The following is a 24,506-nucleotide window of genomic DNA, read 5'->3' on the forward strand; positions in this document are numbered from 1 at the left end:
AAACAGGAGGAGTTACCGAAATGTGGGAAACGAAATTTGCCAAAGAAGGTTTAACATTTGATGATGTATTGCTTGTACCAGCACATTCTGAAGTATTACCGAAAGATGTAAGTTTATCAGTTAATTTAACACCAAAAATTAAATTGAATATCCCAATTATTAGTGCTGGAATGGATACAGTAACAGAAGCACCAATGGCAATTTCTATGGCTCGTCAAGGTGGTATTGGTATTATCCACAAAAATATGAGCATTGAAGAGCAAGCGGATCAAGTAGAGAAAGTAAAACGCTCTGAAAATGGAGTTATTACAAATCCGTTTTTCCTAACACCATCTCATCAAGTATTTGATGCAGAACATTTAATGGGTAAATACCGTATTTCCGGTGTTCCAATTGTAAATAACGAAAAAGACCTTAAATTAGTAGGAATTATTACAAACCGTGATTTACGCTTTGTACAAGACTACTCTCAAAAAATCGATGAAGTTATGACTAAAGAAGATCTAGTTACAGCTCCTGTCGGAACAACTTTAGACGATGCAGAAAGAATACTTCAACAGTTTAAAATTGAGAAATTACCAATCGTAGATAATGAAGGCGTCTTAAAAGGCTTAATCACGATTAAAGATATAGAAAAAGTTATGGAATTCCCGAACGCTGCTAAAGACCATTTAGGCCGTTTACTTGTAGGCGCTGCAGTTGGTGTTACAAAAGATTCTATGGTTCGTGTACAAAAATTAGTGGATGCACAAGTAGATGTAATTGTAATCGATACAGCACATGGTCACTCACAAGGTGTTTTAGAAGTAGTAAGAGATATTCGTGCAACATTCCCAGATTTAGATATTATCGCTGGTAACGTTGCAACAGCTGAAGCTACAAAAGCTCTTTACGAAGCTGGAGCTGATGTAGTTAAAGTAGGTATCGGACCAGGTTCTATTTGTACAACACGTGTCGTAGCAGGTGTTGGTGTACCTCAAATTACAGCAATTTACGATTGCGCAGCAGAAGCTCGTAAACTGGGTAAAACAATTATTGCTGATGGTGGTATTAAATACTCTGGCGATATTATTAAAGCTTTAGCAGCTGGTGGACATGTAGTAATGCTAGGTAGCTTACTTGCAGGTACTTCTGAATCTCCAGGAGAAACTGAAATCTTCCAAGGACGTCGTTTTAAAGTATATCGTGGCATGGGTTCAGTAGGAGCTATGGAAAAAGGTTCAAAAGATCGTTACTTCCAAGAAGATGCGAAAAAACTTGTGCCAGAAGGTATTGAAGGACGTCTTCCTTACAAAGGACCTCTAGCAGATACAATCCACCAATTAGTTGGGGGTATTCGCTCAGGCATGGGATATTGCGGTACGAAAGATCTCCGCGATTTACGTGAAAATGCACAGTTTGTTCGTATGACTGGCGCTGGTTTACGTGAAAGTCATCCACATGATGTTCAAATTACGAAAGAATCACCAAACTATTCAATCTCATAATTTCGAAACTTTCTCATCCTTTCTACGTCAAACTTGATGTAGAAAGGGTGTTTTTTAATCCGCCGTAGTTGCTAGCACTGATTCTATGTTAAAATGAGCGGAGTAAGAAGAGTAATATGAACACATATGGAGGTATTATGGTGAAAACATCAAGAAAAAACACATGGTTACGATTAATCATGGTATCTGCTCTGCTGTTAAGTATGTTTGTAACAATACCTAAAGCAGCGAATGCAGAAGACGAGCTTAATTTGCGTGTAAAAGGCGCCATTTTAATCGATGCAGACTCAGGCAAAATTTTATACCAAAAGAATGCGGACAAGTCTTTAGGAATTGCTAGTATGTCAAAAATGATGACAGAATATCTATTACTAGATGCAATTAATGAAGGTAAAATTACTTGGGATCAAAAATATAAAGTGACGGAGTACACATATAAAATTTCCCAAAATCGTGCACTTAGTAACGTCCCTCTACGTGCTGACGGTGAATATTCAATTCGTGAATTGTATGAAGCAATGGCAATTTATTCAGCAAATGGAGCGACTATTGCAATTGCAGAAACAATTGCTGGCTCAGAAACAGAATTTGTGAACATGATGAATAAAAAAGCAAAAAAAATGGGTTTAAAAAATTATACTTTCGTTAACTCAACAGGTTTAAATAACTCAGAACTAGCCGGTATGGAGCCAGCGGGTACAAGTAAAACTGCTGAGAATAAGATGCCCGCAAAATCTGTTGCGAAATTAGCATATCATTTATTAAAAGATCATCCTGATGTATTGAAAACTTCAAGCATTGCGAAAAAAACATTCCGTGAAGGTACAGACGATGCAATTAAAATGTCGAACTGGAATTTCATGCTCCCTGGTCTTGTATTTGAATATGAAGGTGTAGACGGATTAAAAACTGGTACAACTAATTATGCAGGATACTGTTTCACAGGCACTGCAACGCGCAACGGGACTCGTTTAATCGCTGTTGTTTTGGATGCTGTAGATGCTAAAGGTGAAGGGACACCTAAAGCTCGTTTTGATGCTACCCGCGCATTATTCGACTATGGTTTCAATCAATTTACTACAGAAGAACTTGTTCCAGCCAACTATTCATTTAAAGGACAAAAAACTATACCTGTTGTTGATGGTAAAGAAGATAAAGTGAATATTGCTACAAAAGAAGCCATCTCAATTATGGTGAAAACTGCGGACAAAGATTTATATAAACCAAAATTAGTTTTAGATAAAAAAGAACTAAATGCACCTGTTAAAAAAGGTGCTGTTGTTGGGCATGTTGAAATCAATAAAACAAAAGGTAAAGATTATGGATTTATTGATGGAGAGGTAAACAATGCAGAGGTCGTAACTACAGATACTGTTGAGCAATCTAGCTGGATTTCACGAGCTTTCAAAGGTATTGGTAATTTCTTCTCTGATTTATGGAATAAAATATTCTAATATAGAAAAAAGGCAATCATTATGATTGCCTTTTTTTATGCTTTAATTTCCCAAGCCGCCATTAATTGTTGTATAGATTGGCTAATGTCTTCATCTTTGATTCCACCAAAACCAAGTAGAAACTGTGTAGGTTGCTCATTTAGGATTGAATCCATCATATACTCCTGGATGGGTATAATGCGAATACCTTTTTTTTGTGCCAAATCTCTCAATTCTGTTGCATTTTTCATGTGGGAAATTGTTAATACGATATGCATACCTGCTTGTTCACCGGAAATTTTAACAGTTGGTGAAAACGGTTCTAGAGCCGTTGTAAGCTTTTCTAATTTTTTACGATAGATTTTACGCATTCGATTTAAATGCTTCGCAAAATGGCCATCTCGCATGAATTGTGCGAGAATATATTGCTCGAAGCGCGGTACCGTCGATGTATAGTAATTAAATGCTCGATTGTACACTCCTACTAATTTTGGTGGTAGTACAAAATAGGCAATACGTAGTGAAGGCATGAGTGATTTTGAAAAGGTACTTATATATATCACGCTGTCACTTTTATCCATTCCTTGTAATGCGGCAATTGGTTTCCCAATATAACGAAATTCACTATCATAATCGTCCTCGATAATATAACGATTGTCTTTTTGGGAAGCCCAGTTTAAAAGCTGTGCTCGGCGTGAGGCAGATAATACTGCGCCTGTCGGAAATTGATGTGAAGGAGTGACGTAGACGACATTAGCTTTAGAGTTCTCTAAAGTGTTGACCAATAGACCTTCATCATCGACTTTGATAGGTATTGCAGGGCGATCTGTTTGCTTAAAGATGTGATGAGTTAATGGATAACCTGGATTTTCAATTCCAAAGCGTGAGGAAGCCCCTAGCAGGCGAATTATCATAGGCATAAGTTGTTCCGTCCCTGAGCCAATTACAATTTGATTAGGTGCACATATAACGCCTCTTGATTGATATAAATAAGCGGCAATTTCTTCGCGTAATTCTTGCTCTCCTTGGGGTGAACCAATAAGTAATAAACCTTGTGATTGTTCATCAATTGCTTCCTTCGCATATTTCCTCCAAAGGTGGAATGGGAAGGATTCTGTATCAATTTGTCCAGGATTAAAATCTATCTCAAATGTTTCACGGGATAAGGGAGATGGAATCACTGGATGTGGAATGTCTTTTTCTATGTAAGCAAGTTCCTCAACTGCTTCTACGAAATAGCCGACACGAGGCTTTGATGCAATAAACCCCTCTGCGAGCAATTGTGCATAAGCAAGTTCAATTGTCGTTTGGCTAATATTCAAAAATTCAGCTAATTTTCTTTTTGAAGGAAGTTTAGATTCAATTGGAATTGTACTCTCTATAATACCCTTCTTAATGCCTTCGTAGAGCTGTTCGTACATAGGTTTATTAGATTTTTTTTCTAGCTGGAACATAAGCATATCCATCATATCACCTCTTCTGACCATGTGATTTACATATAAACTGAGTCTTTCTATATGGTCAATTTTCATTATACTAACATCATACAAGAAAATGGAGGCGATGGAAATGGCAAATCAAACAGGTACAGATCGAGTAAAACGCGGAATGGCAGAAATGCAAAAGGGTGGCGTAATTATGGATGTAATTAACGCAGAGCAGGCAAAGATTGCGGAGGAAGCGGGTGCTGTTGCTGTTATGGCACTTGAGCGTGTGCCGTCTGATATTCGTGCAGCTGGTGGAGTAGCGCGTATGGCAGACCCTCGTATTGTAGAAGAAGTGATGGCTGCAGTATCCATTCCCGTAATGGCGAAAGCCCGTATTGGTCATATTGTTGAAGCACGTGTATTAGAAGCAATGGGTGTAGATTACATAGATGAAAGTGAAGTATTAACTCCGGCAGATGAAGAATACCATTTACTAAAAAGCGATTATAGAGTACCCTTCGTTTGTGGGTGCCGTGATTTAGGTGAAGCAACTCGTCGCATTGGTGAGGGGGCTTCGATGCTTCGTACAAAGGGTGAGCCAGGAACAGGTAATATCGTTGAAGCTGTTCGACATATACGTCAAGTGAATGCACAGGTACGCAAAGTTGCAAATATGACACTAGATGAATTGATGACAGAGGCGAAAATTTTAGGTGCACCTTATGAGTTACTGTTAGAAATCAATCGTTTAGGTCGATTACCGGTTGTGAATTTTGCTGCTGGAGGAGTAGCTACTCCTGCTGATGCAGCATTAATGATGGAGCTTGGAGCAGATGGTGTCTTTGTAGGCTCAGGTATCTTCAAATCTGAAAATCCTTCTAAGTTTGCAAAAGCTATTGTAGAGGCGACTACGCATTATAAAGACTATAAATTAATCGCTGAAATTTCAAAAGAACTTGGAGTCCCGATGAAAGGTATTGAAATCTCTCGCTTAAATCCGCAAGATCGTATGCAAGAGCGAGGCTGGTAAGATGGTGAAAATCGGTGTTTTAGGATTGCAAGGTGCTGTACGTGAACATGTTCAGGCAATTGAAGCAGCCGGAGCTGTTGCAATCATTGTAAAGCATGCAGAGCAACTAAAGGAGCTTGATGGCCTTGTACTACCAGGTGGTGAAAGTACAACAATGCGGAAGCTAATTGACCGTTATGATATGATGGAGCCGCTTTGTCACTTTGCTGCAGAGGGTAAACCAATGTTCGGTACTTGTGCTGGATTAATATTATTGGCACAAAACGTCATGGGTCAACAAACTTCTCATATTGGTGTAATGGATGTCGTTGTTAAACGTAATTCGTTTGGTAGACAGGTTGATAGCTTTGAAATACCTCTCACTTTAAAACACATAGGTGAAAATTTCCCTGCTGTATTTATACGTGCACCTCATATTGTATCTGTAGGAGCAAATGCAGAAGTAATGGGAGAGCATGACGGACGTGTTGTTTTAGCGAGAGATGGGCAGTTTTTAGGTTGTTCATTCCATCCGGAATTGACAGAGGACCAACGAATCATGGTGTACTTTGTGCAGATGGTTGAGCAAAGTGTTTTGAGCAAACTTGCAAAACAATGAAATCTATTGTAAAGTATGGTTAAATTTCAAATTAAACACGATGATAGGAAGTAGTAGCAAGTAAGTTTTTTCATAGAGAGTCGGCGGTTGGTGCAAGTCGATAAAAAACCTTGTGAATCCGTCCTGGAGTTGCTCAGCTGAATCGTTAGTAAGCTGTAGCCGGCCAACAAGCCGTTATGAAACAAGTGGATTGTATTTAGGTGCAATCAATTAGGGTGGCAACGCGGGTATGCTCTCGTCCCTTTCATGGGGATGAGGGCTTTTTTGTTGTTTATTTTTAATATAACCTAGACCTAAAGTATTGTTTTATGATAAAACTTCGATACATTTCTATTATCGAATTTGTGAAACTGGAGGAATGGACATATGTTAGATATTAAACGAATCCGTGAAAATTATACGGAAATTAAAGAAAAGCTATCTCACCGTAACGAGGATTTAGGGAATTTTGATCAGTTCGAAACATTAGATCAACAACGCCGTGATTTAATTGCAAAAACGGAAGTATTAAAAGCTGAGCGAAATCAAGTTTCTGAGCAGATTGCTCAAAAGAAACGTAATAAAGAAAATGCTGATGCTGAAATTACACATATGCGTAAAGTTGGCGATGACATTAAAGCATTAGATATGGATCTTCGCGAAGTAGAAGATAAATTCCATGATATGATGATGCGCCTACCCAACATTGCACATGAAAGTGTACCGGTTGGAGACACTGAAGATGACAATGTAGAAATTGCAAAATGGGGAGATATTCCTGAGTTTGACTTTGAAGTAAAGGCACATTGGGATCTAGGTGTCAATTTAAATATTATTGATTTTGAACGTGCTGCAAAAACAACAGGTAGCCGTTTCGTATTTTACCGTGGCCTAGGCGCTCGTCTAGAGCGTGCACTAATGAGCTTCATGATGGATCTACATTCTGAAGAACATGGTTATGAAGAAATGCTATCACCAGTAATCGTTAACCGTGATAGCTTAACAGGTACTGGCCAGTTACCAAAATTTGAAGAAGACGTCTTCAAATTAGCTGATACAGATTATTTCTTAATTCCAACAGCAGAAGTGCCAGTAACAAACTTCTTCCGTGATGAAATTTTAGATGCAGATATTTTACCAAAAGGTTTCTCAGCGTATAGCTCTTGCTTCCGTTCTGAAGCAGGCTCTGCAGGCCGTGATACCCGTGGATTAATTCGCCAACACCAATTTAACAAAGTAGAACTTGTGCGTTTTGTAAAACCAGAAGATTCTTATGATGAATTAGAAAAATTAACAGGTCATGCTGAAAAAGTTCTTCAACTTTTAGGCTTACCATATCGTAAACTAAAAATGTGTACATCAGATTTAGGATTCACTGCTGCGAAGAAATACGACCTAGAAGTATGGATTCCAGCTCAAGAAACGTACCGTGAGATCTCTTCTTGCTCTAACTTTGAAGATTTCCAAGCGCGTCGTGCCAACATCCGCTTCCGTCGCGAAGCAGGAGCAAAACCTGAATACGTACACTCATTAAATGGTAGTGGTCTTGCAATCGGCCGTACGGTTGCAGCACTTCTTGAAAACTACCAACAAGCTGATGGTTCTGTTGTAATTCCAGAAGTGTTACGTCCTTATATGGGTGGTAAAGAAGTAATCCAAGCACCAACTAAGTAAGATATAAACGAAAAGGCTAATGCGCTGGAGCTCTCCATGCATTAGCCTTTTTTGTTTTGGTAAAAATACCTTCAGCCTCACAGCGGATTTTATAAAATTGCTGGATAGTAGGGTGAACTTCTGTCATATCTAATGCCTGTAATCTACGTTTTCCTAAACGATAATCAAACATTACTAGAGCATGAATGAGTGGGTTTTCCAATAGTAATGCTTCCTCAATAGATATCTGCATATATTGCATGATTGTTTCATACAAGTAAAAGCTTTCGAACTTTCCTTGTGCTATTAAAGTCGCTTCAGCTAAATCGTGTGCAGCTACTAATGCTTGTCTTTCAGGGGATTTGAACATTACATTGAAGTCTCTATTATAGGGTATCGATTTGAGCGTACGATCTCCTTTTATTTGCTCGTACAAATTGTTCCTTCGGACGATGAAGCTTAAATCATCAGCATTTAAGATTTCTCGTTTATCTAGAGTGAGCCACACACTTGCTGGTCCATCGTGTGCTGTACGGTAAACATTAGCATATAGTTTTACGCGTCCTTGTAATTTTTCGCATAAAAAGCTTTCATAACGCTTTTTAATTTTGCTAAATTGCATAGGTTATCTCCCTAAAGTTTAGTAATGAATACCTTCCGCATCGCAACGAATTTGATAAAATTTTCTTTCAAATGAAGGTTGTGGAGCAGGCATGCTTTTTAATTTCCGTTTCCCCACACGGCGGTCAAGCAATGCATAAGCGCGGATAATTGGGTTTGTGGAAGCTAGCGCATCTGCAATCGATAGTTGAGGATATTGAGTAAATGCTTCATATAAATGTAAGCAGGTCATGTTATCTTGTTGAGTTATATCTACTTTTGTAGAGAGTATATCGGAACTGTATTGATCTTGTAGTTGTTCATTAATATATGATAAGTCAGCAGAACTAAAAATTTTGTCTTTATTTAGAGTTAACCAAATGTGTGGTCTATCATCATGTGAATAATTATTTGAGGCTGATTGTAGTTCAATCTTCCTTTGTAATGGTTCACATAAGAAACTTTCAACAGCTGATTTTAACTTTGTGAAAGAAATTACTTTAGAGTTAGAATTTGCACGCTCCGATTTTTTCTTATTACGTAAACTACTGAAGAAATCGCTTAATAACTGGCCGCATTCAGTTGCTAAAATACCCTCAGATACTTCACATGTATGGTTAAATCTTGAATCACTCAGTAAACGATAGAGTGAATCTACACAGCCTGCTTTACTATCTCTAGCACCATAAACGACACGCGGCACTCTAGACTGTAAAATCGCACCTGCACACATAGGGCAAGGCTCTAAAGTAACGTAGAGAGTTGTGTCCTCTAGGCGCCAACTACCGATTTTCTCACAAGCTTGTTGAATTGCCATGAGTTCAGCATGGGTTACTGCATTCTGCGAGGTTTCACGTAAATTATGTGCACTAGCGATGACTTCATTTTTGTAGACAATGATAGCCCCGATTGGGACTTCTCCTAGTGCAGCAGCTTTTTCTGCCTCTTCAATGGCTAATTGCATAAAGTTTAGATCTTTTTTTAATACGTCCATAGATTCATCGCTCCTTGCCAAATAGTGTAGCACGGTTTGAACCCACTTCGCATATATTACTGGAGAAATAATGCTAGAGGAGGTTGCATTTGATTTATGTAGTGAAGCAAGGTGATAGCTTATATAGTATTGTCAGGGCGCATAACACGACAGTTGCGACAATTGTTGCGCTTAATGAAATCCCGGATCCAGATGTTCTAGTTATTGGGCAAGCACTTGTTTTACCTGAAACGCCAAATCCAAATCGCCCTACAATAGATACAAATGGTTATATTGAGTGGTATACAACTCAACTTCCAGAAAGCTTAATAGCACAGGTAAGAAAACGGGCGCCACTTTTAACTTATATGATGCCATTTTCATATGAAGTACGGCGTGATGGTACGCTTACGCCACTGGAATGGGGAAGCATACCAGAGATAGCGCAAGCTAATCAGTCTGCAACGGCTATCGTATTAACAAATATAGAGAATAACGCCTTTAGTGATACATTAGCACATACGATTTTAAACGATACTACCTTACAAGACTTAATCATTGGAGCGGCTTTAAGCGAGGCTTCCAATAAAGGGGCAAAAGATATTCATTTAGATTTTGAATACTTATTAGCCGAAGATAAAAAACGTTATGTTGATTTTCTAAAAAAGTTTAGACAAAGAGCTCATGCACAAGGATTGACGATTTCAGCGGCAGTTCCACCCAAAACAAGTGCGGATCAACCAGGTAAGTGGTATCAGGGTCACGACTATAGAGGGATAGGTGAAGCCGTTGATTTTGTTGTCATCATGACTTATGAATGGGGATATAGCGGAGGTCCGCCAATGGCAGTATCACCAATTGGTCCTGTACGCCAGGTGTTGGAATATAGCGTAAGCGAAATCCCTGCTGATAAAGTAATGATGGGGCAGAATTTATATGGCTATGATTGGACATTACCATATAAATCAGGAAATCCACCTGCGAGAGGGTTGAGTCCTCAACAGGCCGTTGCCCTGGCGAGAAATCAAAACGCAGCAATTTCATATGATCCAATTGCTGAGGCACCTTTCTTTCATTATTGGAATAATGGAGTGGAGCATGTTGTATGGTTTGAAGATGCACGCTCTATTAAAGCAAAGTTTAATTTGCTGAAGGAATTAAAGCTAAGAGGTATTAGTTATTGGCATATGGGATTTGCATTTCCACAAAATTGGGCACTTTTACAAGAGATGTTCCACGTGAAAAAACGGTAATGATAAAACCTTCAGTTGATACTGGGGGTTTTTTTGCACGTACATGATGATTTTAGAGTTTGAAGTATATGCTATTTTATAAACCATGTGTCCTAAAAGAGTTACTTCTGCTTTTTATGTTGATATGATAAAATGATAGGCACTGATTAAAAAAGACGATGAAGGGGGACTTCTGATGCCTGTACCGTTTATTACGGTTGAGGGGCCAATTGGCGTCGGAAAAACGTCGCTTTCTAAAAAAGTTGCTGAGACTTTTCAGTTTCACTTACTAAAAGAAATTGTGGACGAAAATCCGTTTTTAAATAAATTTTATGAAGACATTGATGAGTGGAGTTTCCAAACAGAAATGTTTTTCTTATGTAATCGCTATAAGCAATTAACAGATATAAAGAACCATATACTATCGCATGAAAAAGCTGCAATTGCAGATTATCACATATTTAAAAATTTAATCTTTGCGAAACGGACATTAAAAGAGTCTGAATTCCACAAGTACGAGGAGATTTATCGAATTTTAACTGTTGATATGCCCTGTCCAAATGTAGTCGTCTATCTTTATGCAAGCGTGGATACTTTGATGAAACGAATTGCAATGAGAGGCCGTGAGTTTGAAAAAATGATCTCAAGAGAATATATGGAGCAGCTCGTAGCTGATTATCATGTATTTATAGAGCGATTTGAAAAACAAAACCCAAACATACCGGTATTACGTTTCAATGGTGATGAAATTGATTTTGTAAAAAACCCATTAGATTTACAAAAAATCTTAAAAACTGTTAAAGAAACATTAGAAAAAGGGAGTTTCGAGTAATGAATTTAAGAGAGAAATACGGCATTCCTGCTAATGCAGTTATTACTATTGCAGGAACAGTAGGTGTTGGCAAATCGACAATGACGAAGGCGTTAGCAAATGCATTAAATTTCCGTACTTCATTTGAAAAAGTCGATTCCAATCCTTATTTGGACAAGTTCTACGATGATTTTGAAAAATGGAGCTTCCATTTACAAGTTTACTTCCTAGCAGAACGCTTCAAGGAGCAAAAGCGAATTTTTGAGTATGGTGGTGGCTTTATACAAGATCGTTCAATCTATGAAGACACTGGAATTTTTGCTAAAATGCATGAAGAAAAAGGAACAATGAGCAAAATCGATTATGAAACATATAAAAATTTATTTGATGCAATGGTCATGACACCCTATTTCCCACATCCAGATTTACTAATTTACTTGGAAGGCCCTATTGAAGACATCTTAGAGCGTATTGAAGAGCGCGGTCGCCCTATGGAACAACAAACACCAAAGGATTACTGGTATGAAATGCATGGGCGTTATGAAAACTGGATTGATGGTTTTAATGCATGCCCGGTGTTACGTTTAGATATTAATGATTATGATTTGATGAAAAATCCAGATACAGTGGAAGTGATTGTGGAACGTATTAGTCACTTTATGGAGCAGACTTCGCATTTACGTCGTAAATAATTACTTTAGAAAGGCTGTCATAAAAATGACAGCCTTTTTTATAACTATAAATCCCAAGTTTGGGGATATTGAAAGGGGAGATAAAAAAATTAATTGGAAACTAATCATATATAGAAGCTTTAATTTATATTTTTACATTAGAGGGGGTGCATTTTATGAGAGTAGCAATTTACTGTGGTTCCAGAATGGGGGAGAATCCCATATATGCGGAAAAAGCTATAGAGCTCGGTAAATTTTTAGCTAATTACGGAATTGGTATTGTTTATGGAGGATCAATTATAGGTTTAATGGGAAAAGTGGCAGATGAGGTATTAGTGCACGGAGGAGAAGTCGTTGGTGTAATGCCAACTTTTATGCAATGGAAAGAGGTTACACATCAAGGCTTAACAGAGTTAGTTTTTGTAGAAACAATGCATGAACGTAAGGCAAAAATGATTGAGTTAGCAGATGTTTTTATCGCTTTACCAGGTGGAGCAGGGACGATGGATGAGTTTTTCGATGTTCTAACACTTTCTCAAGTCGGTCAACATACAAAAGCAATTTGTTTATATAATATCAATCATTATTATGATTCTTTACAAGCACATTTACAACATACTGTAGATGAGGGTTTCATGTTGAAAAAACAACAGGATCAAATCGGAGTCGTAAGTTCGCCTGAAGAGCTAATGCTATTCATAAATAAATTATAATGATGACTTATAGGTTTATGTTCTTTAAAGTAAGGGAATAAGTTAAATTAATTCAGGCAGCTCTTTTTTATGAAAAGACAAAAAAGAAACAAACACAAGTGTTTGTTTCTAAAATTTCTGACTATATGTATTAGAGAAAAGATTCGTCACTTTAGCAACGAATACAATCTCAATATTATGCGCGTGTTTTTAAAAATAAAATGGAGGAGGAAGAGGGATTCGAACCCCCGCGCGGTATGACCCGCCTGTCGGTTTTCAAGACCGATCCCTTCAGCCAGACTTGGGTATTCCTCCGAAGAAAATATGTTGTTGTCGTTCTGACAAGTAATACTTTATCACGTATTAAATATCTAGTCAACACTTTTTGTTAAAAAAATTAAATTAATATTTGAGAACTCTTTTTTATGAAATAACTTTAATTGAAAATAACTTTAATTAGAGGGTGAAACGGAGCTTGGAATGCTAGGTTAATTGATATTAAAACCATGCTTCTATTAATTGTCTTTTTTCGTTTTAAGCTTTTATATTGATTTTTTTCATTATTCTTCGTATACTAATAGATGCCGTGCTAGGTGGGAAGGTAGCGGTGTCCTATAACTCGCAATCCGCTCTAGCGAGACTGAAGTCCTTTTCCAAGGCTGCCCGTATGTTTGGTCTGCCTTTTGCACGTAGTGTTGACGATTGGGTCCTACGCAATGCGTACCCGCGAACCATGTCAGGTCCGGAAGGAAGCAGCATTAAGCGGCTTATCGCATGTGCCGTAGGGTTGCCTAATCAGAGCTAACGACAAAAGTAACGCTTATGTACGGCTGTCGAAGGAAGGTGCACGGCATTTATCGTGCAAATTTCAAACTCATTCGTCGTTTTCGGCGAATGAGTTTTTTCTTTATCTAAAGTTATCATGAGACTTTAACAAGTGCTCTTATGGTATAATATATACATTCAACTAATCGGCGAAAAAGGAGAGGGAAACGTTGACGTATCAAGCTTTTTATCGTGTGTATCGCCCGCAATCATTCAGAGAAATGTCAGGACAGTCACATGTTAAACGGACACTCCAAAATGCTCTCCTTGCCAATAAAACGACGCACGCTTATTTATTCTCTGGCCCTCGTGGTACAGGGAAAACAAGTACTGCGAAAATATTTGCAAAAGCATTAAATTGTGAGCATGCACCAACTGAGGAACCATGTAATACATGTAAAACATGTATTAGCATCACAAATGGATCACATCCTGATGTAATTGAATTTGATGCGGCATCAAATTCTCGTGTGGAAGAAATGCGGGAAATTATTGAAAAAGTACGTTTTGCACCTGCCAGTGCCCGCTTTAAAGTGTATATCATAGATGAAGTTCATATGTTATCTACGAGCGCCTTTAATGCATTACTTAAAACTTTAGAGGAACCGCCTGCGCATGTTGTTTTCATATTGGCGACAACAGAGCCGCATAAACTGCCTGCGACGATTATTTCACGTTGTCAAAGATTTGATTTCAAACGACTTTCTTCTATAGACTTATTGGAACGCATGAAAATTGTTTTAGAAGATATAGATTTACAATATGATGAACAATCATTGAAAGTCATTGCTCAATCTGCTGCTGGTGGTATGCGTGACGCTTTGAGCATGTTGGATCAAGTCGTATCTTTCAGTGGAGACAAGCTAACCCTAGAAGATGCCTTGTTCGTCACAGGGTCTATTAGCCAGGAAGTATTCTATGATTTAGCAAAAGCGTTAGGTGATAAAGATATTGCACAAATACTAGCGCTGTTAGAAAAACTAATAAGTGAAGGGAAAGATGCAGTTCGCTTATCAGAGGATCTCATCACATTTTTCCGTGACTTATTACTAATTCAAACAGCACCTGATTTAGAGGACCTACTTGAGCTTGCTTCATCAGATGAAAAATTCAAAACTTTAGCGAATCAATTTACAACGGATGCATTATACGGCTATGTTGATATACTTTCGAAAACACAACAAGAAATGCGTTTTTCACATCATTCCAAAATATACTTAGAAACAGCCTTGTTAAAAATGGCGCAATTTACTACAGGCCAACCAAATATTCAAGTGCCTGTCCAAGCAAACAGCCAAATGGCAATACAACAAACTGGCGAATCGCTAAATGTTGCAGATCTTGAAGCGAAAATTGCCTCATTAGAACAAATTGTTCACCAACTTCAGCAAGGTGGCCAACAACACCTAAATACAGCACCTGCTCAACAAAGACAACGCCCAAAAGTGGATAGTGGCATGAAAATTAATGTCGGGCGTATCCAAGAAGTACTAAAAGTGGCGACGAAAAAAGATTTGCAAATGATAAAATCAGCATGGTCTGATGTGCTAAATCAACTTCAAAAATCGCAATCAGCGCTTTTGGAAGACGCTGAACCTGTTGCAGCATCTTCTAATGCGTTTGTGTTAAAATTAAAACAGGGAGTTTATTGCACAATCGGTACTAATAATGGTACATTTTCAGCGATGTCTACAATCTTACAACCACTAACAGGTGTAGCTTATGAAATCGTTGTAGTGCCTGAGGATAATTGGCTGAAAATACGTGCAGACTTCATTCGTCAGCATGGTCTGGACAAACAGGTACATTCATCAGAAGAAACACCTGCAGATAATGTAAACGATATGACAGAACCTCTTTTTGTAGAGGAGCAGATTCCTTCTGAGGATCCGCTTGTTTCAAAAGCAGAAGAGTTTTTTGGTAAAGGTTTTGTAGAAGTTTTAGAAGAGTGAATTTTAATTATTTTGAGGAGGAAACTAATATGCGTGGTATGGGAAACATGAATAACATGATGAAACAAATGCAAAAAATGCAAAAGAAAATGATGGAAGCTCAAGAGGAATTAGCTACTCAGGTTTTTGAAGGTGTTGCTGGTGGAGGAATGGTGAAAGTCGTTATATCTGGTGAGAAGAAAGTAACTGACGTTATTCTTGATGAATCAGTAGTAGATCCAGAAGATATCGAAATGTTGCAAGATCTAATTATCATTGCTACAAATGAGGCAATCAAAAAAGTAGACGAAACTACAAATGCTACAATGGGACAATTCACGAAAGGCATGAATCTTCCCGGCATGTTCTAGGAGGAATTGATATGCATTATCCTGAACCTATATCAAAATTAATCGATAGTTTTATGAAATTGCCAGGTATCGGGCCAAAAACCGCGGCTCGTCTGGCGTTTTTTGTGTTAACAATGAAAGAAGATACTGTTCTATCTTTTGCAAAAGCCTTAGTTGATGCTAAACGTAATTTAACGTATTGTTCAGTTTGTGGTCATATTACTGATGTGGACCCATGTCATATTTGTCAGGATAAACAACGTGATGCTTCGACAATCTGTGTTGTTCAAGATCCTAAAGATGTGATTGCTATGGAAAAGATGCGTGACTATCACGGTCTATATCATGTGCTTCATGGTGCAATCTCGCCAATGGATGGTATAGGTCCTGAAGATATTAATGTCCCTACATTGTTAAAAAGATTACAAGATGATCAAGTACAAGAATTGATTTTGGCTACAAACCCTACTATAGAAGGTGAAGCTACTGCGATGTATATTTCTCGCCTTGTAAAACCATCTGGTATTCGTACAACTCGTATAGCTCATGGTTTACCAGTAGGTGGCGATTTGGAATATGCCGATGAAGTAACTTTATCAAAAGCGTTAGAAGGAAGACGTGAACTGTAAAGCAAGGGGCGAAACACGATGTTTTTTCGTAAACAAAAGCTACGTCATGAATTTGATGAGAAGTTAGTGGTTCTAATGAGGGAAACTAAACAAGACTGGCAGTATACGCAAGAGATTGAAGGTTTACTAGATGATTATGATTTAGATACAATCGCGCAGCGTAAAATCGCTGAAAGTAAACACTTCTATTTATTTAAAGAAGCACGTATTCGAAAAATCTTATTAAGAAAATGAATTAAAAACAGCATCCCAATCATATAGTTCACTACTAGCCTAAAAGGAGTTGGACATATATGATGTGGAAACCGATTGTTGGTTTCGCAGGGGTGTTGTTTTTTTTCTTCCTATTAATGAGAACAAGAAAGCATTGGGTTAAATCAATGGAATGGTTATCAATTTTTTGGTTCCGTATAGCGTTTTCTTTTGTACTGTTGTTTGCGCTGCACTATTTATTAGGTTTTGCAGGATTGTTTGTCCCTATTAATTTTTTCTCGAGCTTGTTGGTTGCACTACTAGGCATACCCGGAGTAACCTCTGTTTTAGCAATATCAATCTACTACAACTTTTTTTGATAAAAGACTTGCGCACACCTTTAAAGCGTGTTATATTAGTTAGGTTGCTAATTGAAGTGACGCATTAATTTTAAATCAACTTTAAAAAGTTGTTGACACTGAGAAGTGTAGTTGATATAATATAAAAGTTGCTGCTGAAACAGAGTGACTTATTAGGATGATAACTTAGAAAAAAGAAATTTTAAAAGTTATTGACAACGACAAGTTATCCTGATATAATATTGTAAGTCGACTATATATCGACTGTGACATAATGAACCTTGAAAACTGAACAAGCAAGACGTTAATCAATAAATGTTTTTGGACATCAACTCTGTTGGTGGATCAAAACGAAATAGATATCATCTTCGGATGATACGCTAGCAAAGCTAATGAGCTTTCAAACTACTTTTATGGAGAGTTTGATCCTGGCTCAGGACGAACGCTGGCGGCGTGCCTAATACATGCAAGTCGAGCGAATGATGAAGAAGCTTGCTTCTTCTGATTTAGCGGCGGACGGGTGAGTAACACGTGGGCAACCTACCTAGTAGATTGGGATAACTCCGGGAAACCGGGGCTAATACCGAATAATCCATTTTGTCACATGGCAAAATGCTGAAAGGCGGTTTCGGCTGTCACTACTAGATGGGCCCGCGGTGCATTAGCTAGTTGGTGGGGTAACGGCCTACCAAGGCAACGATGCATAGCCGACCTGAGAGGGTGATCGGCCACATTGGGACTGAGACACGGCCCAAACTCCTACGGGAGGCAGCAGTAGGGAATCTTCCACAATGGACGAAAGTCTGATGGAGCAACGCCGCGTGAGTGATGAAGGTTTTCGGATCGTAAAACTCTGTTGTAAGGGAAGAACAAGTACGTTAGTAACTGAACGTACCTTGACGGTACCTTATTAGAAAGCCACGGCTAACTACGTGCCAGCAGCCGCGGTAATACGTAGGTGGCAAGCGTTGTCCGGATTTATTGGGCGTAAAGCGCGCGCAGGTGGTTTTTTAAGTCTGATGTGAAAGCCCACGGCTCAACCGTGGAGGGTCATTGGAAACTGGGAGACTTGAGTGCAGAAGAGGAAAGTGGAATTCCAAGTGTAGCGGTGAAATGCGTAGAGATTTGGAGGAACACCAGTGGCGAAGGCGACTTTCTGGTCTGTAACTGACACTGAGGCGCGAAAGCGTGGGGAGCAAACAGGATTAGATACCCTGGTAGTCCACGCCGTAAACGATGAGTGCTAAGTGTTAGGGGGTTTCCGCCCCTTAGTGCTGCAGCTAACGCATTAAGCACTCCGCCTGGGGAGTACGGCCGCAAGGTTGAAACTCAAAGGAATTGACGGGGGCCCGCACAAGCGGTGGAGCATGTGGTTTAATTCGAAGCAACGCGAAGAACCTTACCAGGTCTTGACATCCCAATGACCGCTCTAGAGATAGAGTTTTCCCTTCGGGGGCATTGGTGACAGGTGGTGCATGGTTGTCGTCAGCTCGTGTCGTGAGATGTTGGGTTAAGTCCCGCAACGAGCGCAACCCTTGATCTTAGTTGCCATCATTTAGTTGGGCACTCTAAGGTGACTGCCGGTGACAAACCGGAGGAAGGTGGGGATGACGTCAAATCATCATGCCCCTTATGACCTGGGCTACACACGTGCTACAATGGACGATACAAAGAGTCGCTAACTCGCGAGGGTATGCTAATCTCATAAAATCGTTCTCAGTTCGGATTGTAGGCTGCAACTCGCCTACATGAAGCCGGAATCGCTAGTAATCGTGGATCAGCATGCCACGGTGAATACGTTCCCGGGCCTTGTACACACCGCCCGTCACACCACGAGAGTTTGTAACACCCGAAGTCGGTGAGGTAACCTTTATGGAGCCAGCCGCCGAAGGTGGGATAGATGATTGGGGTGAAGTCGTAACAAGGTAGCCGTATCGGAAGGTGCGGCTGGATCACCTCCTTTCTAAGGATAATTACGGAAACAGATCTTGGATCTGTCGATTAACGTCTTGCGTTCAGTTTTGAAGGCTCATTGTAAAATGATCTTCAAAACCTTGTTCTTTGAAAACTGGATAAAACGACATTGAAGCAAATTAAGTAACACATTTTTTATTATTAAGTTTTTTAGGCTTAATAACTAACTTTTAGGTTAAGTTATTAAGGGCGCATGGCGGATGCCTTGGCACTAGGAGCCGAAGAAGGACGGCACTAACACCGATATGCTTCGGGGAGCTGTAAGTGAGCTTTGATCCGGAGATTTCCGAATGGGGGAACCCACTGTTCGTAATGGAGCAGTATCTTGACGTGAATACATAGCGTTTTGATGGCAGACCCAGGGAACTGAAACATCTAAGTACCTGGAGGAAGAGAAAGAAAAATCGATTCCCTGAGTAGCGGCGAGCGAAACGGGAATAGCCCAAACCAAGAGGCTTGCCTCTTGGGGTTGTAGGACACTCTATATGGAGTTACAAAGGAATGAGTTAAACGAAGCGGTCTGGAAAGGCCCGCCAGAGCAGGTAACAGCCCTGTAGTTGAAAGTTCATTCTCTCTTGAGTGTATCCTGAGTACGGCGGAACACGTGAAATTCCGTCGGAATCTGGGAGGACCATCTCCCAAGGCTAAATACTACCTAGTGACCGATAGTGAACCAGTACCGTGAGGGAAAGGTGAAAAGCACCCCGGAAGGGGAGTGAAATAGATCCTGAAACCATGTGCCTACAAGTAGTTAGAGCCCGTTAATGGGTGATAGCGTGCCTTTTGTAGAATGAACCGGCGAGTTACGATTACATGCGAGGTTAAGTTTTAGAAGACGGAGCCGTAGCGAAAGCGAGTCTGAATAGGGCGAATGAGTATGTGGTTGTAGACCCGAAACCAGGTGATCTACCCATGTCCAGGGTGAAGGTAAGGTAACACTTACTGGAGGCCCGAACCCACGTACGTTGAAAAGTGCGGGGATGAGGTGTGGGTAGCGGAGAAATTCCAATCGAACCTGGAGATAGCTGGTTCTCTCCGAAATAGCTTTAGGGCTAGCCTCGTGATAGAGAATCCTGGAGGTAGAGCACTGTTTGAACTAGGGGTCCATCCCGGATTACCGAATTCAGACAAACTCCGAATGCCAGTGATTTATGCACGGGAGTCAGACTGCGAGTGATAAGATCCGTAGTCAAAAGGGAAACAGCCCAGACCACCAGCTAAGGTCCCAAAGTAATTGTTAAGTGGAAAAGGATGTGACGTTGCTTAGACAACCAGGATGTTGGCTCAGAAGCAGCCATCATTTAAAGAGTGCGTAATAGCTCACTGGTCGAGTGACGCTGCGCCGAAAATGTATCGGGGCTAAACAATTCACCGAAGCTGTGGATGGACATCTTAGATGTCCGTGGTAGGAGAGCGTTCTAAGTGCTGTGAAGTCAGACCGGAAGGACTGGTGGAGCGCTTAGAAGTGAGAATGCCGGTATGAGTAGCGAAAGACGGGTGAGAATCCCGTCCACCGAATGACTAAGGTTTCCTGAGGAAGGCTCGTCCGCTCAGGGTTAGTCGGGACCTAAGCCGAGGCCGATAGGCGTAGGCGATGGACAACAGGTTGATATTCCTGTACCACCTATTTACCATTTGAGCAATGGGGGGACGCAGTAGGATAGGGTAAGCATGCTGTTGGTTATGCATGTTCAAGCAGTGAGGCGTGAAATGAGGCAAATCCCATTTCTATAACGTTGAGCTGTGATGACGAGGACGTATGTCCGGAGTTCCTGATTTCACACTGCCAAGAAAAGCCTCTAGCGAGGTAAAAGGTGCCCGTACCGCAAACCGACACAGGTAGTCGAGGAGAGAATCCTAAGGTGTGCGAGAGAACTCTCGTTAAGGAACTCGGCAAAATGACCCCGTAACTTCGGGAGAAGGGGTGCTCTAGTAGGGTGAAAGCCCGAGAGAGCCGCAGTGAATAGGCCCAGGCGACTGTTTAGCAAAAACACAGGTCTCTGCAAAACCGTAAGGTGACGTATAGGGGCTGACGCCTGCCCGGTGCTGGAAGGTTAAGAGGAGTGCTTAGCGCAAGCGAAGGTGCGAATTGAAGCCCCAGTAAACGGCGGCCGTAACTATAACGGTCCTAAGGTAGCGAAATTCCTTGTCGGGTAAGTTCCGACCCGCACGAAAGGCGTAACGATCTGGGCACTGTCTCAACGAGAGACTCGGTGAAATTATAGTACCTGTGAAGATGCAGGTTACCCGCGACAGGACGGAAAGACCCCGTGGAGCTTTACTGTAGCCTGATATTGAATTTTGATACAGCTTGTACAGGATAGGTAGGAGCCAGAGATTCCGGAGCGCCAGCTTCGGAGGAGGCGTTGGTGGGATACTACCCTAGCTGTATTGAACTTCTAACCCATGCCCCTTAGCGGGGTAGGAGACAGTGTCAGGCGGGCAGTTTGACTGGGGCGGTCGCCTCCTAAAGAGTAACGGAGGCGCCCAAAGGTTCCCTCAGAATGGTTGGAAATCATTCGTAGAGTGTAAAGGCATAAGGGAGCTTGACTGCGAGACCTACAAGTCGAGCAGGGTCGAAAGACGGGCTTAGTGATCCGGTGGTTCCGCATGGAAGGGCCATCGCTCAACGGATAAAAGCTACCCCGGGGATAACAGGCTTATCTCCCCCAAGAGTCCACATCGACGGGGAGGTTTGGCACCTCGATGTCGGCTCATCGCATCCTGGGGCTGTAGTCGGTCCCAAGGGTTGGGCTGTTCGCCCATTAAAGCGGTACGCGAGCTGGGTTCAGAACGTCGTGAGACAGTTCGGTCCCTATCCGTCGTGGGCGTAGGAAATTTGAGAGGAGCTGTCCTTAGTACGAGAGGACCGGGATGGACACACCGCTGGTGTACCAGTTGTTCTGCCAAGGGCATCGCTGGGTAGCTATGTGTGGACGGGATAAGTACTGAAAGCATCTAAGCATGAAGCCCCCCTCAAGATGAGATTTCCCATTACGCAAGTAAGTAAGATCCCTCAAAGACGATGAGGTAGATAGGTTCGAGGTGGAAGTGTGGCGACATACGGAGCTGACGAATACTAATAGATCGAGGACTTAACCAAATTTTACTTAACGAACTTCAATGTAATTTATCCAGTTTTGAGAGAACAAGTTCTCTATAAAAGAGTTTCAATACAACATGTATTGAAAGTCGAATATAGTCTAGTGATGATGGCAAAGAGGTCACACCCGTTCCCATGCCGAACACGGAAGTTAAGCTCTTTAGCGCCGATGGTAGTTGGGGGTTTCCCCCTGTGAGAGTAGGACGTTGCTAGGCACACTAAAGCACAGCTGATTTAATCAGTTGTGCTTTTTTTATTGGTTCTTTGGGAAATGTAATTACTTATAAAGTCGCCTTAGTAGTTGCTATTATATATGTTGAATTAAAATGTTTTAAACCCACTACGTACTGTTCAGGTTAAGGTGGAATGGGGAAATACGGCATTAATGTGAATACAGTAGCATCAACGTTTATTGCACAGAACTAACAGCTAAGATGTTTGCAAACTAACCTTTTAGGGAGTATGTAGAAAATTGTATTTTATTAGAAGGTCTACCTCAACTAAGGAATATTTCTAGGGTGGCTTTATTTATTGTTTCAGACTTAGCCAAAACTAGAAATATTGAAGTTAAGTAAGTGTTAGGAGAAATTTTGTATCTTCTAGCGCCACAGAAATGGTTATTCCTTAATAGAGATAATATAGACTGGGTATAATATTTGCAAGTGAATCAGCAAAAGGTATGATGGGTATGGCGTTTATATTTAAGATGGGGACTACCACAATATACAGCAAGATACTATAATGTTCTAATTAGCAAATCACCTATGACATTATGGATTAATCGAGAATGAGCAGAAATCTATTTATATATCAAAATGAAGAATGTGAAAAAATGTAAGATATAGTGGATCGAAATAATTTGAAATAGGGTAAATAAAGTCTATCTTATGTGTAGTGAATTTTTTGTTCTGTGAAATAACGCATGAGTGGCGGGTTTTAAGAATAGATATTGTATAATAGAGTAAATAGAAATTAATCGAAACTAATCCGTTATCGGAGGAACATATAATAATGAAGAAAAATTTATTTATAACAATTGAAGGACCAGAGGGAGCGGGAAAAACTACGGTTTTGAAAATGGTTGTTGAAAGGCTACAAAGGGAGGGAAAGAAGTTTGTTGCTACACGTGAACCAGGGGGCAACGAAATAGCTGAAAAGATTCGCGATATCATTTTAAATCCTGCCCATACAGCAATGGACGCAAGGACTGAGGCTCTATTATATGCAGCTGCTCGCAGCCAGCATTTTGCCGAGAAGGTAGAACCAGCTTTAGCTTTAGGTATCCCAGTATTGTGTGATCGCTTTATCGATTCATCATTAGCTTACCAGGGACATGCTAGAGGACTTGGAATGGAAGGGGTGCGTTCTATCAATGAGTTTGCTATTGGCGATAGAATGCCGGATTTGACGATATTATTTGATTTAGAGCCAGAGGTTGGTCTTGCACGAATTAATGCGCATAGTGAACGTGAAGTAAATCGTTTAGATGTAGAGAGCTTAGCATTCCATACAAAAGTATGTGAAGCGTATAAATTGTTAGCAAATCAAAATCCAGAGCGGTTTCGAATAGTAGATGCAAGTAAAAATTTAGATGAAGTCGTAGAGAATGTTTGGGAAATTTTGAAAAATGAACTATAAAGAAAATGAAGAAATTAGCTTGTTTGTGTTATAATTATTAAAAGAACCTATTTAACTAAGGAGTGAGTGCCGATGAAATTAGTTGTAGCAGTTGTACAAGATCAGGATAGTAACCGTCTTTCAAACGCTTTAACGAAAAATGAGTTTCGTGCAACAAAATTGGCAAGTACTGGGGGATTCCTGCGCTCGGGGAATACGACATTCCTTATAGGTACTGAAGATTCATTAGTTTCAAAAGCTTTAGATGTCATTCGTGATAATTGTCGTGCTCGTGAACAAATGGTTGCACCAATATCACCAATGGGTGGGAATGCAGATTCTTATATTCCATATCCTGTAGAAGTTGAGGTTGGGGGAGCTACCGTTTTCGTATTACCGATTGAACAGTTCCACCATTTCTAATAATGGAGGCGAGAGGTAATTGAAAATTAATCAAGACTTACGAACAGGCTTAGATCAATCGCGTCAGCCACTACCAAATCATCAACCCGTAACACGTTTTGGCGATGTAGTAGTGAAGCAAGGGCAGCGATTGCAAACAGAGCAACTAACAAGACTATTAGGTGATATATCAACAGCTGGCGATCGTATTGCCAAATCTCGTAATTTACGTGACTTAGCTAAATTTAAAATGTTTGTAAAACGCTTCTTAAAAGAAGCTGTTGATCATGGTATGGAGCTTAAACAATCACATACATGGAATCGTTTTGGTGAAGGTCGACGATTGAAGGTTGTATCAACAATTGATGAAAAGCTTATCGAATTGACAGAAGACATTTTAGACCAGGAAAAAGACTCCGTTGAATTATTAAGTAAAATAGGCGAGATTAAAGGGTTGTTAATCAACTTATATACGTAAATAAACCCCGTGTCTTTCGGAACTCCGGAGCACGGGATTTTTTCAAACAATGAAAAGGTG

The 24,506-nt window shown here is 40.2% G+C and carries 20 protein-coding genes, 1 tRNA gene, 3 rRNA genes, 1 other RNA gene, 1 pseudogene and 1 other annotated feature; of the genes and pseudogenes, 21 read left to right on the forward strand and 5 right to left on the reverse strand.

Annotated features, from left to right (window positions below):
- Positions 1-20 precede the first annotated feature (20 nt).
- Both guaB and ACZLO7_RS01145 read left to right on the forward strand, forming a co-directional pair.
- Positions 21-1,487: an IMP dehydrogenase gene (guaB, locus tag ACZLO7_RS01140; RefSeq protein WP_464941266.1), complete on the forward strand. Its 1,467-nt coding sequence runs from the start codon at positions 21-23 to the stop codon at positions 1,485-1,487.
- Positions 1,488-1,624: 137 nt separating this feature from the next.
- Entirely contained in the window at positions 1,625-2,941 is a 1,317-nt protein-coding gene (locus ACZLO7_RS01145; RefSeq protein ID WP_464941267.1) for a D-alanyl-D-alanine carboxypeptidase family protein, read from the forward strand.
- A 35-nt stretch (positions 2,942-2,976) separates the two neighbouring features.
- Here the strand turns inward: ACZLO7_RS01145 and pdxR are convergent, their stop codons facing one another.
- Complete coding sequence (gene pdxR / locus ACZLO7_RS01150) at positions 2,977-4,386, reverse strand: MocR-like pyridoxine biosynthesis transcription factor PdxR (protein ID WP_464941279.1); 1,410 nt, start codon at positions 4,384-4,386, stop codon at positions 2,977-2,979.
- Positions 4,387-4,489: 103 nt separating this feature from the next.
- Here pdxR and pdxS point away from each other — a divergent pair, with 103 nt between their 5' ends.
- The 3 genes from pdxS to serS all read left to right on the forward strand — a co-directional run bounded on the left by pdxS (position 4,490) and on the right by serS (position 7,628).
- A complete protein-coding gene (pdxS, locus tag ACZLO7_RS01155) occupies positions 4,490-5,377 on the forward strand; it encodes a pyridoxal 5'-phosphate synthase lyase subunit PdxS (protein ID WP_464941268.1) in 888 nt (295 codons plus the stop codon).
- A 1-nt stretch (position 5,378) separates the two neighbouring features.
- On the forward strand, positions 5,379-5,975 hold the full coding sequence (pdxT, locus tag ACZLO7_RS01160; RefSeq protein ID WP_464941269.1) for a pyridoxal 5'-phosphate synthase glutaminase subunit PdxT: 597 nt from the start codon (positions 5,379-5,381) through the stop codon (positions 5,973-5,975).
- Positions 5,976-6,006: 31 nt separating this feature from the next.
- Positions 6,007-6,221 (forward strand) — a binding site (T-box leader).
- A 120-nt stretch (positions 6,222-6,341) separates the two neighbouring features.
- Complete coding sequence (gene serS, locus ACZLO7_RS01165) at positions 6,342-7,628, forward strand: serine--tRNA ligase (protein ID WP_464941270.1); 1,287 nt, start codon at positions 6,342-6,344, stop codon at positions 7,626-7,628.
- A gap of 16 nt (positions 7,629-7,644) precedes the next feature.
- Here the strand turns inward: serS and ACZLO7_RS01170 are convergent, their stop codons facing one another.
- The 3 genes and pseudogenes from ACZLO7_RS01170 to tadA form a co-directional block, all read right to left on the reverse strand.
- Positions 7,645-8,229: an SF0329 family protein gene (locus ACZLO7_RS01170; RefSeq protein ID WP_464941271.1), complete on the reverse strand. Its 585-nt coding sequence runs from the start codon at positions 8,227-8,229 to the stop codon at positions 7,645-7,647.
- Between the two features lie 18 nt (positions 8,230-8,247).
- A complete protein-coding gene (locus ACZLO7_RS01175; protein ID WP_464941280.1) occupies positions 8,248-8,703 on the reverse strand; it encodes an SF0329 family protein in 456 nt (151 codons plus the stop codon).
- A gap of 21 nt (positions 8,704-8,724) precedes the next feature.
- Positions 8,725-9,201 (reverse strand): annotated as a pseudogene (gene tadA, locus ACZLO7_RS01180) (tRNA adenosine(34) deaminase TadA); the annotation flags it as partial.
- Between the two features lie 89 nt (positions 9,202-9,290).
- Here tadA and ACZLO7_RS01185 point away from each other — a divergent pair.
- From ACZLO7_RS01185 to ACZLO7_RS01200, 4 genes are all read left to right on the forward strand, one after another.
- Positions 9,291-10,433: a glycosyl hydrolase family 18 protein gene (locus ACZLO7_RS01185; RefSeq protein ID WP_464941272.1), complete on the forward strand. Its 1,143-nt coding sequence runs from the start codon at positions 9,291-9,293 to the stop codon at positions 10,431-10,433.
- A 175-nt stretch (positions 10,434-10,608) separates the two neighbouring features.
- Entirely contained in the window at positions 10,609-11,244 is a 636-nt protein-coding gene (locus ACZLO7_RS01190; RefSeq protein WP_464941273.1) for a deoxynucleoside kinase, read from the forward strand.
- Complete coding sequence (locus ACZLO7_RS01195; protein WP_464941274.1) at positions 11,244-11,915, forward strand: deoxynucleoside kinase; 672 nt, start codon at positions 11,244-11,246, stop codon at positions 11,913-11,915. The genes ACZLO7_RS01190 and ACZLO7_RS01195 overlap by 1 nt, the downstream gene beginning before the upstream one ends.
- A 155-nt stretch (positions 11,916-12,070) precedes the next feature.
- Positions 12,071-12,607, forward strand: coding sequence for an LOG family protein (locus ACZLO7_RS01200; RefSeq protein WP_464941275.1), 537 nt, complete (start codon positions 12,071-12,073; stop codon positions 12,605-12,607).
- A 201-nt stretch (positions 12,608-12,808) separates the two neighbouring features.
- Here ACZLO7_RS01200 and ACZLO7_RS01205 read toward each other — a convergent pair.
- Positions 12,809-12,901 (reverse strand) — tRNA-Ser (locus ACZLO7_RS01205).
- Positions 12,902-13,170: 269 nt separating this feature from the next.
- Between ACZLO7_RS01205 and ffs the strand changes: the two genes are divergently transcribed.
- The 12 genes from ffs (at position 13,171) to ACZLO7_RS01265 (ending at position 24,446) form a co-directional block, all read left to right on the forward strand.
- An RNA gene (ffs, locus tag ACZLO7_RS01210) (signal recognition particle sRNA large type) lies at positions 13,171-13,437 on the forward strand.
- Between the two features lie 144 nt (positions 13,438-13,581).
- A complete protein-coding gene (gene dnaX, locus ACZLO7_RS01215) occupies positions 13,582-15,363 on the forward strand; it encodes a DNA polymerase III subunit gamma/tau (RefSeq protein WP_464941276.1) in 1,782 nt (593 codons plus the stop codon).
- 29 nt (positions 15,364-15,392) lie between these two features.
- The gene (locus ACZLO7_RS01220; protein ID WP_390395659.1) at positions 15,393-15,713 is read left to right on the forward strand and encodes a YbaB/EbfC family nucleoid-associated protein; all 321 of its coding nucleotides are present in this window, start codon (positions 15,393-15,395) and stop codon (positions 15,711-15,713) included.
- A gap of 11 nt (positions 15,714-15,724) precedes the next feature.
- On the forward strand, positions 15,725-16,321 hold the full coding sequence (gene recR, locus ACZLO7_RS01225) for a recombination mediator RecR (RefSeq protein ID WP_038181014.1): 597 nt from the start codon (positions 15,725-15,727) through the stop codon (positions 16,319-16,321).
- 18 nt (positions 16,322-16,339) lie between these two features.
- Complete coding sequence (locus ACZLO7_RS01230) at positions 16,340-16,555, forward strand: YaaL family protein (protein ID WP_427754202.1); 216 nt, start codon at positions 16,340-16,342, stop codon at positions 16,553-16,555.
- A 59-nt stretch (positions 16,556-16,614) separates the two neighbouring features.
- Entirely contained in the window at positions 16,615-16,893 is a 279-nt protein-coding gene (locus ACZLO7_RS01235) for a pro-sigmaK processing inhibitor BofA family protein (RefSeq protein WP_464941277.1), read from the forward strand.
- A gap of 389 nt (positions 16,894-17,282) precedes the next feature.
- Positions 17,283-18,835: ribosomal RNA gene (locus ACZLO7_RS01240) — 16S ribosomal RNA — on the forward strand.
- A gap of 184 nt (positions 18,836-19,019) precedes the next feature.
- Positions 19,020-21,949 (forward strand): 23S ribosomal RNA (locus ACZLO7_RS01245).
- Between the two features lie 99 nt (positions 21,950-22,048).
- Positions 22,049-22,164: ribosomal RNA gene (gene rrf, locus ACZLO7_RS01250) — 5S ribosomal RNA — on the forward strand.
- The 16S, 23S and 5S rRNA genes sit together here, the layout of an rRNA operon.
- 796 nt (positions 22,165-22,960) lie before the next feature.
- A complete protein-coding gene (tmk, locus tag ACZLO7_RS01255) occupies positions 22,961-23,587 on the forward strand; it encodes a dTMP kinase (protein ID WP_464940502.1) in 627 nt (208 codons plus the stop codon).
- 72 nt (positions 23,588-23,659) lie between these two features.
- Complete coding sequence (gene darA / locus ACZLO7_RS01260) at positions 23,660-23,989, forward strand: cyclic di-AMP receptor DarA (RefSeq protein ID WP_427752926.1); 330 nt, start codon at positions 23,660-23,662, stop codon at positions 23,987-23,989.
- 19 nt (positions 23,990-24,008) lie between these two features.
- A complete protein-coding gene (locus ACZLO7_RS01265; protein WP_464940503.1) occupies positions 24,009-24,446 on the forward strand; it encodes a YaaR family protein in 438 nt (145 codons plus the stop codon).
- Positions 24,447-24,506 lie beyond the last annotated feature (60 nt).

The organism is Viridibacillus sp. d25.2, assembly GCF_055456015.2.